Here is a 13,968-nt window from a genome sequence, read left to right as displayed (position 1 = left end):
GGCAGCGGGTGGTCGAGCGCTACAGCGCCGCCGTCACCCCGGGGATCAGCTTCGACAGGATCGCGCCGAGCTGATCGCGCTCCACATCGCTGAGCGGATCGAGGACGAGCTCCCGGATCTGCTCGACGTGAACGGGGGCCGCGGAGCGCAGCAGCTCACGGCCGGCCGGCGTCAGCGCGGCCGAGAGCGTGCGTTTGTCGCTGCTGCACGATGTGCGCTCGACCCAGCCGCGCTCCTCGAGCGAATCGAGGGCGTGGCTCAGACGCGACCGGCTGAGGCCGGCGATGCGGGCGAGCTCGGTCATCGACACGACGTCGCCACGGTCGCCGGCGCCGTTCCCGCCGCCCGCCAGGGTGACGAGGATCGCGTAGTGCGCGTGATTCAGGCCCGTCTCGCGTTTGAGCGCGCGATCGAGCACCTGGGGGAGCAGCTGCACGAAGCGGATCGTCGGCAGCCACGTCGCCATCTCGGCGTCGTCCAACCGCCGGTCGTTCATCACGCCGCAGACAGGTCGAGCGTGTGCGAGGTGTGATCCCGCTTCGCCTGGAGGTACCGCGAGTTCGCGTCCGACAGGTGCACACCGGTCGGGATGCGGTCCGTGACGCGGATGCCGAGACCCTCGAGCTGCACGGCCTTGTCGGGGTTGTTGCTGAGCAGACGGATGCCGTCCACGCCGATGGCGCGCAGCATCTGCGCGGCCACCGTGTAGTCGCGCTCGTCCTCGCCGTGGCCGAGCGCCACGTTCGCCTCGTAGGTGTCGAGGCCCGCATCCTGCAGCGCGTAGGCGTCGAGCTTCGCGTAGAGGCCGATGCCGCGACCCTCCTGGCGCAGGTACAGCAGGAAGCCGCCTTCGTCGGAGATCCGCTCGACGGCCTCGCGCAGCTGCGGCCCGCAGTCGCAGCGCTCAGACCCGAACACGTCGCCGGTCAGGCACTCGCTGTGCGGGCGCACCAGGGGTGCGACGCCACCGGCATCCGCCCTCTCCATCGCCGCGCGCCAGTCGCCGAGGCCGAGCAGCAGGTGCTCGCGGCCGTCGACGAGACCATCGAAGGTGACCACATCGGCGGTGGTGGTGAAACCGTCCGAGAACCGCATCGGCACGCGCACGCGGGTGCGCTCGGTGGCGACCGGAACGACGGTTGAAGTTTCAATCATGTGTGGTGCAACGCACGATCGCGGATGCTATTCCCGCCGACGCCGCACGATCTTGAGTTCGCTGGCGAGGATGCCGAGCACGACCAGCGCTCCGCCGATCAACGCCGTCACAGGCAGGCGTTCCCCGGCGATTCGGCCGATCACGCCCGCCCACACCGGTTCTCCCGCGTAGATGATGGTGGCCCGCGTCGGTGAGACCGACTTCTGCGCCCAGTTCATCGTGAGCTGGATCAGGCAGCTCGCCGCACCCAGGCCGACCGCGCAGCCGACCCAGATCCACGAGAACTCCGGCACGCCCTCGCCGACGACCGGCATGGTCAGCAGGCCGAGCACACCGGCGGTCAGCAGCTGCACGACCGTGATGCGTCCGAGGTCGATCTTCCCGGCGAACACGCTGATCAGGATGATCTCCGCGGCGATCGGCAGGGTGCTGATCATGGTCACGATCTCGCCGCTGCCGAGCGTCAGCGCGAACGCGTCGGGCCCGGCGATCAGCAGCAGACCGACGAACGCGAGTCCCGCGCCGACGAACGCCATGGTCGGCGGGCGCTTGCGGAACACCGCCCACTGCGCGAACGGCACCAGCGGCACGTACATCGCGGTGATGAACGCCGAGGTGCTGCTGTCGATCGTCTGCAGCCCGAGGGTCTGCAGACCGTAGCCGAGGTAGATCATCACGCCGATCGCGACGCCTGCGCCGATGTCGCGCCAGCGGATGCCGCGCAGCACCCGCCGGAAGATCACCACGCTGATGAGGCCGGCGATGAGGAAACGCACTCCGACGAAGAACCAGGGCCCGGAGTGCTCCATCGCCCAGTGCACCAGGAGGAATGTGCCGCCCCACACCGCGGTGATGGCGATGAGCGCCGCCTCCTGCGGGCGGAAGCGCATCCAGCGGAATCGAGAGGGCATCGCGGCCCTTTCTCGACGTTGCCGGATCGAGCCTAGCGTCGGGGCAGACGGGCAGATGACGAATTCTTCCCCTCGGATGCCGGGGCATTCGGCGACTGGGTAGCCTCGAAGGATGAGCAACTTCGTGAGCGTCGACGAACTGGATGAGCTGCTGACCCGCGGAGGTTCCGACGGGGAGAGCCCGGTTCGCGTGATCGACGTGCGGTGGCGGCTCGATCGGCCCGACGGCCACGGCGAGTACCTCACCGGGCACATCCCCGGCGCGGTCTTCGTGCCCCTCCACACCGAGCTCGCGACACACGGAGAGCCGTCCGAAGGGCGGCATCCGCTCCCCTCCACTGAGAAGTTGCAGGCCGTGGCGCGCCGCTGGGGCGTGAACCAGGGCGACGTCGTCGTCGCATACGACGACTCGAAGGGTCTCGGCGCCTCCCGCGCCTGGTGGCTGCTGCGCCAGGCCGGCATCGACGTGCGCGTGCTCGACGGAGGCGTACGCGCCTGGGCCGCGGCGGGCAAGGAACTCGCCACCGACGACGTGGTGCCCGCGACCGGCGACGTCGTGCTCGACGAGATCGGCGCGCAGGCGCTCACCATCGACGAAGCCGCCGCGTTCCCGGCATCCGGCATCCTTCTCGACGTGCGGGCCGCCGAGCGCTATCGCGGCGAGACCGAGCCCCTCGATCCGGTGGCCGGGCACATCCCCGGGGCGCTCAACGTGCCGATGGCGGCGCACCTCGACCGCGAGGGGAAGATCCTCGACGTCGAGACCCTGCAGCGCACGTTCGCCGATGCGGGTGTGACGGCGGGAACGCCCGTCGCCGCATACTGCGGCTCCGGGGTCACGGCCGCGCACACCGCTCTGGTCCTCACCGAGATCGGCATCGACGCGAAGGTGTTCCCCGGATCATGGAGCCAGTGGTCGAACACGCCCGGCCGCCCCATCGCGACCGGTGATCAGCCGGGCTGATCGCCCTCGGACTCCCGCGGGCCGTAGCCCCACCGCAGCTCGACGGCACCGGGTCCGAACGCGCGGTGGAGCTGGTGCACCGACCCGCTGCGATTCACGGTGACGGGCGTGACGGTGACCCCGGCGGGTGTCTCCACGCGCTCCTCGCACCAGTCCGGGAGCGCATCCGGGTGGAATCTCGTCCACACCAGCAACTCGCGGCACTGGCGGGATACGCCGTGACCCGTCTCCCTCGTCGGGGGATAGCCGGGCGGATAGGCGACCGACCATTCGACGATCGTCGTGTCTGGCGCGGTGAGCGGCTCGTCGAGTTCGAACAGCACGCCGTGCACCTCCCCACTGGAATGCGAGTACTTCCCGGCGATCCGCCCGCCGGAGACGGCGGAGAAGATCGGGGGCGTGGTGCGCACTCCGGGGGTGAGCTCCAGGAACGGCGTGGCCCTCACCGTGCCGCTGGTGGCCTGGAGGACGCTCCGGGTGACGCTGTACGACAGATTGCCGTCAGCGTCGACGTCGGTCACGGAATGCGTGGTCACCTCGCGCGACGCGTCGGGATAGGGCGTATCGAGCGCGGCGTAGGCGTCTTTGACCGCCTGTTCGATCTCTGCCTCGTCGATCGGGAACTGGCTCGGCCCGAGCGGTCCCGTTCGTTTCGTCGAGCGCAGGCGCTTCGTGAGGAACCCCTCCTCGAGTCCGAGCAGCTCCTCGATATCGGCCAGTGCCGCGAGCGACTGGGCGCCCTCCGGCCGCCGTGCCCCCGAACGCCAGTAGCTGAGCGTGGCCATCGACACGCGGTTCCCTCGTCGCTTGAGTCGCTGCTGCAGCCAGGACAGCGTGACTTTCCTCGCGTTGATCGCGTCGCGCAATGCCGCAGCGAAAGCGTCGGAGATGGCCCCGTTCTCGTCATATTCGAAAGTCATCACACGCCTCCTCCGGTATGTGAAGGACACAACCTTAGAGTGAGCATACGACCGCACACGCACACCTCAGGGGACCGGGTGGGTGAGTGGGGTCTTCAGGCTGGGTCGTCGAAGGACAGGGTGCCCGACCTTGTGAACGGCCAGTCCCGCACAGCGGAGCCCCCCTCGCTGTGTATGTCGTGAAGCCCGGTGATCGATCTGGGGAGATCCACCGGGCTTCACGAACACCCTCCGGCAGCCTCGACGCTGCGCCTTCGCGCCCCCGCGTAGACTGGGGGAAACACCCCCGGAGGACTCTGGATCGTCATGTCTGCCCCTGCTCGCGCCTTCACCGTGCGCCACGTTCAGCTCCTGCGCGCGCTGTTCGCCGCCGTCGCGGCACTGATGATCACGTTCTCCTCCGACCACTCCGCTCCCGTCGGCCTCTCGGTGTTCAGCGGCTTCGTCCTCGTCACCTCTCTCGTGCAGGTGCTGGCTGCGTGGCTGGTGCTTCCCGCAGGGTCGCGCTGGTCGTATGTACTCCTCGCCGCGATCGGCATCGTCGCCGGCATGGTGAGCGGCATCCCGCCCTGGCGCTCCGACGACCTGTTCTTCATCGTCGTCTCGGCATGGGCGATAGTCAGCGGTGGGGTGGAGCTGCTCGCCGGCATCCGTTCCCGCCGCACGGGTGACCAGCTCTCCCGTGACGCCGTCACGGTGGGCGCCTTCGGCATCCTGCTCGGCGTCGTCCTCCTCCTCATCCCGGCCGGCTTCGTGCAGGAGTACACGATCGACAAGGCCGGCACGTTCGTGCTCTCGGGGATCATCCTCGGCGTCGGCATGCTCGGGGGCTACGCGGCGATCGTCGCCGTCTTCCTCGGCATCGCCGGGCTCACCCCGCGTCGGGCGGATGCCGTCGCCGGTGCTCCCGATGCGGAAGACGCATCGGCCGCTGTTCCGGCTGCCGGTTCAGATCACAGCGCAGCCCCGGCGGAGCGCGGAGGAGAGCGATGAGCGACGAGAAGCCCACCCGTCGGGACATCCTGCGGCCCCTGCACCTGCTCGCGATCGCGCTGGGCTGCGGAGTCTTCGCGACGATCGTCACCCTGGTGTCGACCGGGGCGTTCACTGCGCGCGTGAACAACGCGATCGCCGAGGGCACATACGACGGCCTCACTCCGGTAGCGCTCGGCCTGGTCGTCGGCGGCGGTGCCTTCATCGTGACGCTGCTGATCCTCGCGATGCTGATCCTCGCGGTCGACCCCGCCGACGTCACGAAGACGATCGACCGTCCGGTGCTGTACGACCCGGAGTCGGACGACGGCGCCGGTTCGGAGAAGCCGGGCTCCGTCTCCTCGCCCTGAGCGGCCGAAACCCCGATCGTCCGGTCGAACATCCGACCAACTGCGACCTTTGGCGTGCGAAAAATCCTACTTTCGACGATCATGCTGGCCGATTATCCATAGACATCCGATGTCTGTTGTTTCACACTGGCTCCTGGAACCCGCGCGACGTCGCGCGGGACCGCACAGAACCAGATGATCAACGATGCTCCGGAGGTTCGCTGTGATGAAAGACCCCCTCTCCCGTCGCCAGGCTCTGCAGGTGGGAGGGCTCGCCCTCCTCGCGCCGCTGGTACCGCAATTCCTCGCCGCCAGCCCGGCATCGGCGAGCACCGCCGGCTCTGCAGCGGCAACCCCGCGCATCCTCCCGGCCGGCGCCATCGCCCGCCCGCAACTCTCGACACACGCGCTCTGGTACGGCACCCCGGCGACGAACTGGGAGACCCAGGCGCTGCCCATCGGCAATGCGCGACTGGGCGCGAAACTGTTCGGCAACCCGGATGCCGAGGTGATCCAGTTCAACGAACAGAGCCTGTGGGGCGGTGTGAACGGCTACGACAACGCGCTCGCAGGCCAGCCCGACAGCGCGTTCGACACCGGCATGAACGGATTCGGCTCCTACCGGGACTTCGGCGAGGTGACGGTCGCGTTCGGCGGACGGCACACCGTCACCTCTCCCGGTGGTCCCTACCAGGTCTCCGGCACCGAGAGCGTGGAGCGGACCTACGACGGAGACGCGAACACCAAGTGGTGCCTCATCTCCCCGCCCGCTGCCGTGATCTGGCAGGCCGAGCTCGCCGCACCGGCGATCGTCTCCTCGTACTCCCTCACGAGCGCCAACGACGTCCCGGAGCGCGACCCGCAGAACTGGAAGGTGGAGGGCTCCGCAGACGGGACCACGTGGGTCACGCTCGACACCCGCTCGGGGGCGCCGTTCGCCCAGCGCCTGCTCACGAAGAGCTTCACGTTCACCAACACGACCGCCTACCGCCGCTACCGGATCGTCTTCACGCCGAAGGCCGGCGTCAGCCACTTCCAGGTGGCGGAGATTGCGCTCGGGGGCGTCGAGCTGGCTCAGGGGAGCGCCGTGTACGTCTCCTCACCGAGCGGCCATGCCGATGCGCTCCTCGGCAGTGTCGACGCCGATCCGGCGACGGTGTGGACGGTACCCGCCGCGGGGTCCGGCGCGATCTGGCAGGTCGAACTCGGCTCGAAGCGCGCGCTCAACGGCTATGTCATCACGAGCGCGCCGGATGCTCCCGAGAAGGATCCGCGCAGCTGGACCGTGTCCGGCTCGGACAACGGGCTCGACTGGACCACGCTCGACACTCGCACCGGCGAGACGTTCACCACGCGCGGCGCCGGACGTGCCTTCACCTTCGCGAACACGACGGCGTTCGCGCTGTACCGGATCGTCTTCACCGCGCCCGCCGCCTTCCGCGCCGCAGGCATCGCGTTCACGGGTAGCGGGTTCAGCACGGCGGGTGCACGGGTCGTCGTCGACTACCGGCGCGCCCTCGACATCCGTGACGGCATCCACAGCTCGCATTTCGCGACAGCGCAGGGGACGGTCCTGCGGGAAGCGTTCGCGAGCCGTGACGCCGACGTGATCGCGGTGCGGTTCACGACCGATCGTCCCGGGGCGCTCACCGCGCTCGTCACGATGGTGTCGAAGCAGGACGGGGCCCCGACGACGGCCGACGCGACACGGAGACGGCTGAGCTTCTCGGGCACCATGGCGAACCAGTTGGCGCACGCGGCGGTCCTGCGCGTCGCCGACACCGACGGCACTGTCGTCGCGGCCGACGGCGGACTCCGGATCAGCGGCGCGACATCGATCACCCTGCTGCTCGACGCCCGGACGAACTACCGGCTCAGCGCCGCGCAAGGCTGGCGCGGAGCGGCTCCCGGACCGGCCATCGAGAGCGCTCTGACGGCGGCCTCCGCCCGCTCCTGGGATTCGCTGCGGTCCGCGCATGTGACGCAGGTCTCCGGTCTCATGCAGCGCGCGAAGGTGCATTGGGGGACGAGCTCCAACGCGGTGATGGCGCTGCCGACCGATCGGCGGCTCGCGCGCTACGGCAAGGGCGAATCCGACCCGACGCTCGAGCAGACGCTCTACGGCTACGGGCGCTACCTGCTGCTCAGCTCATCCAAGCCCGGCGGTCTGCCGGCGAACCTGCAGGGTCTCTGGAACAACAGCAACCAGCCGGCATGGGCGAGCGACTACCACACGAACATCAACGTCCAGATGAACTACTGGGGCGCGGAGACCGCCGACCTCCCCGAGTCGCACGAGGCGCTCGCCGCATTCATCCGGGAGGTGGCGGTGCCGAGCCGGGTAGCTACGCGCAACGCGTTCGGGGCGAACGTGCGGGGCTGGACCGCCCGCACCTCGCAGAGCATCTTCGGCGGCAACGCCTGGGAATGGAACACGATCGCGAGCGCCTGGTACGCGCAGCACCTCTACGAGCACTGGGCGTTCACGCAGGACACGACCTACCTCCGCGACCTCGCCTACCCGCTGATCAAGGAGATCTGCCAGTTCTGGCAGGACCGGCTCAAGGCGCTCCCCGACGGCTCTCTCGTCGCGCCGAACGGCTGGTCGCCGGAGCACGGTCCGCGCGAGGACGGGGTGATGCACGACCAGCAGATCATCTGGGACCTGTTCCAGAACTACCTCGAGTGCGCCAAGGCCCTCGGCGTCGACGCGGCGTATCAGACCACGGTCGCCGATCTGCAGAAGCGTCTCGCGCCGAACAAGGTCGGACGCTGGGGCCAGCTGCAGGAATGGCAAGCCGACCGCGACGACCCCGCCGACATCCACCGGCACACCTCCCACCTGTTCGCGGTCTATCCCGGTCGGCAGATCACCCCCGAGACCCCGGCGCTGGCGGCAGCTGCCCTGGTGTCGCTGAAGGCGCGCTGCGGCGAGAAGGCGGGAGTGCCGTTCACAGCCGCGACCGTGTCCGGCGACAGCCGGCGGTCGTGGACCTGGCCGTGGCGCGCCGGCCTCTTCGCCCGTCTCGGCGACGCGGAGCGGGCGGGGACAATGGTGCGCGGTCTGCTCACCTACAACACCCTCCCGAACCTCTGGGCCAACCATCCGCCGTTCCAGCTCGACGGGAACTACGGCGTCGTCGGCGCGATCGTCGAGATGCTGGTGCAGAGCCATGGCGGGGTCATCCGGCTTCTCCCGGCGCTTCCCTCGGCGTGGGCGGCCACCGGGTCCTTTCAGGGGCTGCGGGCCCGGGGTGGGTACCGCATCGATTGCGAGTGGCGCAACGGGCAGGTGTCGTCGTACAACATCGTCGCCGATCGGGCACCGAACACGAACGCCGTGATCGTCGTCGTGAACGGACAGCGCCGACGGATCGAGCCGGCGAACCCGCGCACCGGAGCGGCGATGCGGGATCTCGGACCGGCGACCTGAGCACGTGCGGGCCGATCGACGTCGCGGATCAGGAATAGCCGCGTCGTCGATCTGCTTGTCCCTGTAGTGACTGCCTCCGTCGAACGCGCCTCCATCGGACTGCGATCGCCGCGAGGGCCGGTGCTCGGCGCGCTGATGCTGGCGACCGGACTGATCGCCGTGGACGCCACGATCCTGGCGACGGCGGTCCCGAGCATCGTGCGCGACCTCGGCAGCTACCAGCAGTTCCCGTGGCTGTTCTCGGTCTACCTCCTCGCGCAGGCCGTCAGCGTGCCGATCTACTCGCGATTCGCCGACACGATCGGGCGCAAGCCGATCATCCTCATCGGCATCGCGCTGTTCCTGCTCGGCTCGGTGCTCTGCGGATTCGCGTGGAGCATGCCCGCACTCATCGTCTTCCGGGTCATCCAGGGGCTCGGAGCCGGTGCGGTCGCCCCGATGTCGATGACGATCATCGGCGACATCTACACGGTCGCCGAGCGCGCCAAAGTACAGGGCTACGTCGCGAGCGTCTGGGCGGTGTCGTCGGTGGTCGGCCCCGCGCTGGGCGGCATCTTCTCGCAGCTCGACGCGTGGCGATGGATCTTCTGGGTCAACATTCCACTCTGCCTGATCGCCGGATGGATGCTGCTGCGCAAGTACCACGAGAAGAAGCAGACACAGCGGCACCGCATCGACTACGCCGGAGCGGTCCTGCTCACCATCGGGCTGACCGGGATCATCCTCGGGATGCTGGAGGGCGGCAACGCCTGGGAGTGGGTATCGGTGCAGAGCGCGCTCTGCTTCGGCATCGGCATCCTCGCGCTGGCAGGGTTCGTGCTGGTCGAGCGGCGCACGCCGGAGCCGATCGTGGATCTGCGACTCGCGCGCAGAAGGCTGATCCTCACGACCACTCTCGTCTCGCTGGGCGTCGGCGCGCTGATGATGGGTGTCACGAGCTTCGCGCCCGCCTACCTCGAGGGCTCCATCGGTATCGCGCCGCTGCTGTCCGGGCTCGCCGTCGCGGCACTGACCCTCGGGTGGCCGCTCTCTGCCGCCAACGCCGGACGGCTCTACCTGCGGATCGGCTTCCGCCGCACCACCCTGATCGGGATGAGCATCGCGACGGTCGCGGCCATCGCGCTCGCCGCGGTCTCGCCGTGGCCGAATCCGTTCACGATCGCCGGGGTCGCCTTCCTGTTCGGCTTCGGCCTCGGGTGGAGCGCCGCTCCGACTCTCATCGCGGCCCAGGCCTCGGTCGGCTGGGGTGAGCGCGGCGCGGTCACGGGGATGAACGCGTTCGCCCGTTCGGCCGGCAGTGCGGTCGGCGTCGCGGTGTTCGGGGCGATCTCGAACTCGGTGATCGCCCAGGGAGCCGGACCCGGCGATCCCGACACGATCATCTCGGCATCCGTCTGGGTCTTCGTCGCGGTGGCGGTGACCGCGGTGCTGACCCTGCTCGCGGCGGCGTTCATGCCGAAGGACCCGGTACCGGAGCGCTCCGGCGAGGTCGACGGCTAGCGGTTCAGCCGCCGCCGCGTGCACAATTCAGCAAGAATTCGGCCGGAGCGGGCGCGGCGTCCCGGAAAGACGCGGAAGTCGGCTCCCGTCGCGGGCGGTTTTGCTGAGTTGTGCACGCGCGACGGGCGCGACGCGCGTCGCAGGGGTGCTTCAGCGCGCGAGCTGCTCCGCGATGCCGATGTACGTCGCGGGCGTCAGAGCGAGCAGGCGCTGCTTGGCGGCGTCCCCGATCTCGAGCGTCTCGACGAAGGCCGCCAGGTCTGCCCCGCCGACCCGGTGTCCGCGGGTGAGCTCCTTGAGCAGTGCGTAGGGGTCGCTGATGGTCGAGCGACCTGCGACGACCTCGGCGCGGATGACCGTCTGGATGGCCTCGGCGAGCACCTCCCAGTTCACGTCGAGGTCGGCGAGCAGCACGTCGCGCGAGAGTGAGATCGCGTTCAGCCCGCGGCGCAGGTTGTCGAGCGCGAGCTGCGAGTGTCCGAACGCGACGCCGATGTTGCGCTGCGTGGTCGAGTCGGTGAGGTCGCGCTGCAGACGGCTGGTGACCAGTGTCTGTCCGAGCGATGCGAACAGCGCGCCGGCGATCTCGAGGTTCGCCTCGGCGTTCTCGAAGCGGATCGGGTTGATCTTGTGCGGCATCGTCGACGAGCCGGTGGCGCCGGCGACGGGGATCTGCGCGAAGTAGCCGAGCGAGATGTAGGTCCAGATGTCGGTGGCGAGGTTGTGCAGGATGCCGCCGGCGTGACGCACGCGGTCGTAGAGCTCGACCTGCCAGTCGTGCGATTCGATCTGCGTGGTGAGGACGTTGAAGCCGAGCCCGAGGCCCTCGGTGTATTCGCGGGCGATCGTCGGCCAGTCGGCTTCCGGATCGGCGGCGAGGTGCGCCGACCATGTGCCGGTCGCGCCCGAGAACTTCGCCAGGTACTCGGATGCCGCGATCTGACCGCGCACGCGCTCCAGGCGCCACGCGAAGACCGCGATCTCCTTGCCCATGGTCGAGGGCGTCGCGGGCTGGCCGTGCGTGCGGGAGAGCATGGCGGCATCGGCGTGCTCGACGGCGAGTTCGCGGAGCTTCGCGATCACGGTGTCGAGGGCGGGCAGCCACACCTGCTCGACCGCGCGCTTCACGGTGAGTGCGTAGGAAGCCGAGTTGATGTCCTCGCTCGTGCAGGCGAAGTGCGTGAGCTCGGCGATGGCATCGAGCCCGAGCGTCGAGAGCCGGTCGCGCACGAGGTACTCGATCGCCTTGACGTCGTGCTGCGTGACGGCTTCCTTCTCGGCGAGCCAGTCGATCTCGGCCTGTCCGAAGTCGCGGTAGAGGGCGCGGAGGCGCTCCTTGTCGGCATCCGGCAGCGGCGTGGTCTCGAACAGCGACCGGTCGGTGAGGGCGATCAGCCACTCCACCTCGACCTCGACGCGCGCGCGGTTCAGGCCCGCCTCGGAGAGGAAGTCGGCGAGTCCGGTGACGGCGCCGCGGTAGCGGCCGTCGAGCGGGCTCAGGGGCTGTGGCGGGAGCGAAGGCTGGAAAGTCAGGGGAGTCCTCCTGATCGGGGCCCCTCAGATCCGGGGCGTGCGGGGGAGACGAAGAGCGGGTTCGAGCTGACGGAACAGACCCCGACTCGCCGCCTCAATCATACCGAGCACGGAATCGAACATTTCCGCCCCCGCGTAGTACGGGTCGGGCACGTCGTGGGTCGAGGCATCGGGGTCGAACGCGAGCAGCAGAGTGACCTTGCCCTCTTCGTCTTCGTCGTGCGCCCACTCGCGCAGGATCCGCTCGTGAGTGCGATCGAGCGCGACGACCAGGTCGTTGTCGGCGAAGGAGGCCTCGGTGAACTGTCGAGCGCGGTGCTGGGATCCGTCGTATCCGCGCCGGGCGAGGGAGTCGATCGTGCGATGGTCGGCGCGCTCGCCGAGGTGCCAGTCGCCGGTTCCGGCGCTGCGCGACACGATGCGCGAGCCGAGTCCTTGCCGCTCAGCGAGGTCGCGGAACACGACCTCGGCCATCGGCGAGCGGCAGATGTTCCCCGTGCAGACGAAGATCACGCGGAAGGGAACCGGGGATGTCACTCATCCATTCTGCCCGTCCGTGGCAGTCCTGCACAGCGCGAGCCGGCACACCGCTCTCCACCGGTCGTGCGAATCGGCACTCTCGTGGGGGAACAGACCGCGGATGCTGGAACCATGCACTCCTTCGCGAACGTCGAGGCCTTCGCCTCCGAAGAACTGTGGGCCTGGGTCTCCGCCTGCAAAGAGATGGACCTCGCCATCGGCGAGCTGGAGATGGCGCGAGCGGCGCTGACACCGCTCATCGACGACGCGGATTGGCAATCCGACGGGGTCCGGGCGCTGCACGAGCTGCTCCGGCAATTCCAGGAGCGCACGGCGGGGGAGATCGGCGACCTTCGGGCGCGCCAGGCGGAGCTGGAAACGGCGGAGATCGCATGAGCGGTGAACTGGAGATCGATCACGGCGGGGTGATCGCGGTCGACACCGACCAGTTGCGGGACGTGGGCCAGCGGGTCTCGGTGCTGGCGTCGCGGTACGCGGATGCTCGGGAGGCGATCGATCGTGCCCACGTGCTCATCGACGGCCTGGCGACGCTCGGTGCGCCCGTGCAGCTCGATGCGCTGCGCGCGAGTGCGCAGCGCGTGGGGGAGCTGCAAGTCGATGCCGACGACGCCGCCCGCGCGACGCTGCTCATGGCCGACGTGTTCCACGTCGTCGAGCTGCGTGCCAGAGCGGAGGCTCTGGAGGTCACGGATTCGGCGGCAGCCGCTTCCCTCCGCGCTCGCGTGGATCGCCTGCTCGCAGCTGATGAACGCATCGAGATCGTGGCCGATCTCCTCTTCGCCGGGTGGGAGCGGGAGCGCTTCGAGGGGCTGGAGGATCAGTGGGACATCGGTGGTCTGCTGGCCCCGCTGTTCTCATTCGGCGCGTTCATCGGCGTGGCCTCGCGGCTCGGCACGATCCTGCCCGGCACGCCGCTCACCGGTACGGCCGACCCGGTGACGGTCACCCCGGTGAAGACCTCTCACCCGTCGGCCCCACCGGCGACGGCGCGCGGGGCCCTCGAGCGGATGCCGACTTCACCAGGGGCGCAGGTCGCCGTCGAGAAGTACACCATGCCGGACGGTGAGGTCCGCTACACGGCGTATCTGAAGGGGACGCAGAACTTCCTCCCGTGGCAGGCGGGGGGATCGGAACCATGGGACATGAAGTCGAACGCCGAGCTCTACACCGGTGCGGCGTCGGCGTCGTACCAGGCGACGCTCGATGCCCTGGCTGCGGCCGGTGCCGGCCCCGGCGATCACGTCGACCTCGTCGCGCATTCGCAGTCCGGCCTGATCGCCGGCCGCATGGCCATGGAGAGCGAGTTCGACGTGCGTTTGGTGATGACGGCCGGGAGCCCGGGCGAACCCACGCTTCGCGATGATCAGACTCTGGTCCAACTCCTTCACACCGACGACACGGTCGGCGGCTTCGCCGGGGGAGGATCTCCGAGCGGGACCGGATCGCCCGACAGCTTCACGGCCACGCGTGTGGGAGACCCGGACCCCGGGTGGCAGGACGCCGCGCTCCGCACTCACAACGTGGAGACGTACCTCGAGACCGCGCAGATGGTCGACGAGTCGAACGATCCCCGCGCGGAAGCACTCGACGAGTACTGGAGTGAGCTCGGCGAAGCGGTCGACGTCGAACGCACCGAGTACCGCGGCGAAAGGAAGGAGTGAGTGCGTCGGGCCCTTTCCGACTGTGTGA

At 69.2% G+C, this 13,968-nt stretch carries 13 protein-coding genes; 7 read left to right on the top strand and 6 right to left on the bottom strand.

Annotation, left to right across the window (positions count from 1 at the left end):
* Positions 1–19: 19 nt before the first annotated feature.
* The 3 genes from V5D55_RS05205 to V5D55_RS05195 are packed head-to-tail and all read right to left on the bottom strand — an operon-like array spanning position 20 to position 2,067.
* Entirely contained in the window at positions 20–481 is a 462-nt protein-coding gene (locus tag V5D55_RS05205; protein WP_435748311.1) for a MarR family winged helix-turn-helix transcriptional regulator, read from the bottom strand.
* 14 nt (positions 482–495) lie between these two features.
* A complete protein-coding gene (locus V5D55_RS05200; RefSeq protein ID WP_435748310.1) occupies positions 496–1,155 on the bottom strand; it encodes a GTP cyclohydrolase II in 660 nt (219 codons plus the stop codon).
* Positions 1,156–1,182: 27 nt separating this feature from the next.
* Positions 1,183–2,067, bottom strand: coding sequence for a DMT family transporter (locus V5D55_RS05195; protein WP_435748309.1), 885 nt, complete (start codon positions 2,065–2,067; stop codon positions 1,183–1,185).
* A gap of 112 nt (positions 2,068–2,179) precedes the next feature.
* On the opposite strand from V5D55_RS05195, the gene V5D55_RS05190 reads away from it, so the two are divergent.
* Positions 2,180–3,031 carry a sulfurtransferase gene (locus tag V5D55_RS05190; RefSeq protein ID WP_435748308.1) on the top strand — a complete coding sequence of 284 codons (852 nt, stop codon included), beginning with the start codon at positions 2,180–2,182 and terminating at the stop codon, positions 3,029–3,031.
* On the opposite strand, the gene V5D55_RS05185 is transcribed toward V5D55_RS05190, so the two are convergent.
* Positions 3,019–3,951, bottom strand: coding sequence for a hypothetical protein (locus V5D55_RS05185; protein ID WP_435748307.1), 933 nt, complete (start codon positions 3,949–3,951; stop codon positions 3,019–3,021). The two genes, V5D55_RS05190 and V5D55_RS05185, sit on opposite strands and share 13 nt — an antisense overlap.
* 306 nt (positions 3,952–4,257) lie before the next feature.
* On the opposite strand from V5D55_RS05185, the gene V5D55_RS05180 reads away from it, so the two are divergent.
* From V5D55_RS05180 to V5D55_RS05165, 4 genes are all read left to right on the top strand, one after another.
* Positions 4,258–4,944 carry an acyl-CoA synthetase gene (locus tag V5D55_RS05180; protein WP_435748306.1) on the top strand — a complete coding sequence of 229 codons (687 nt, stop codon included), beginning with the start codon at positions 4,258–4,260 and terminating at the stop codon, positions 4,942–4,944.
* Positions 4,941–5,294: a hypothetical protein gene (locus tag V5D55_RS05175; protein WP_435748305.1), complete on the top strand. Its 354-nt coding sequence runs from the start codon at positions 4,941–4,943 to the stop codon at positions 5,292–5,294. Before V5D55_RS05180 ends, V5D55_RS05175 begins: the two co-directional genes overlap by 4 nt.
* A gap of 205 nt (positions 5,295–5,499) precedes the next feature.
* Positions 5,500–8,706, top strand: a complete 3,207-nt coding sequence (locus tag V5D55_RS05170; RefSeq protein WP_435748304.1) for a glycosyl hydrolase family 95 catalytic domain-containing protein — start codon at positions 5,500–5,502, stop codon at positions 8,704–8,706.
* Between the two features lie 66 nt (positions 8,707–8,772).
* Entirely contained in the window at positions 8,773–10,206 is a 1,434-nt protein-coding gene (locus V5D55_RS05165; protein ID WP_435748303.1) for an MFS transporter, read from the top strand.
* Positions 10,207–10,356: 150 nt separating this feature from the next.
* Here V5D55_RS05165 and purB read toward each other — a convergent pair whose 3' ends face one another.
* Together purB and V5D55_RS05155 are read right to left on the bottom strand one after the other, a co-directional pair.
* Positions 10,357–11,739, bottom strand: a complete 1,383-nt coding sequence (gene purB, locus V5D55_RS05160) for an adenylosuccinate lyase (RefSeq protein ID WP_435749262.1) — start codon at positions 11,737–11,739, stop codon at positions 10,357–10,359.
* Between the two features lie 24 nt (positions 11,740–11,763).
* Positions 11,764–12,213, bottom strand: coding sequence for a low molecular weight protein-tyrosine-phosphatase (locus tag V5D55_RS05155; protein ID WP_435749261.1), 450 nt, complete (start codon positions 12,211–12,213; stop codon positions 11,764–11,766).
* 177 nt (positions 12,214–12,390) lie between these two features.
* Here V5D55_RS05155 and V5D55_RS05150 point away from each other — a divergent pair, with 177 nt between their 5' ends.
* Together V5D55_RS05150 and V5D55_RS05145 are read left to right on the top strand one after the other, a co-directional pair.
* Positions 12,391–12,654 carry a hypothetical protein gene (locus V5D55_RS05150; RefSeq protein WP_435748302.1) on the top strand — a complete coding sequence of 88 codons (264 nt, stop codon included), beginning with the start codon at positions 12,391–12,393 and terminating at the stop codon, positions 12,652–12,654.
* Positions 12,651–13,940, top strand: coding sequence for a hypothetical protein (locus tag V5D55_RS05145; protein WP_435748301.1), 1,290 nt, complete (start codon positions 12,651–12,653; stop codon positions 13,938–13,940). The genes V5D55_RS05150 and V5D55_RS05145 overlap by 4 nt, the downstream gene beginning before the upstream one ends.
* Positions 13,941–13,968 lie beyond the last annotated feature (28 nt).

The sequence above is a fragment of the Microbacterium sp. PMB16 genome (genome assembly GCF_051294855.1).
Lineage (GTDB): Bacteria > Actinomycetota > Actinomycetes > Actinomycetales > Microbacteriaceae > Microbacterium.
Note: the sequence above shows the minus strand (reverse complement) of the source record. Positions and strands in the feature narration are given on the sequence as shown.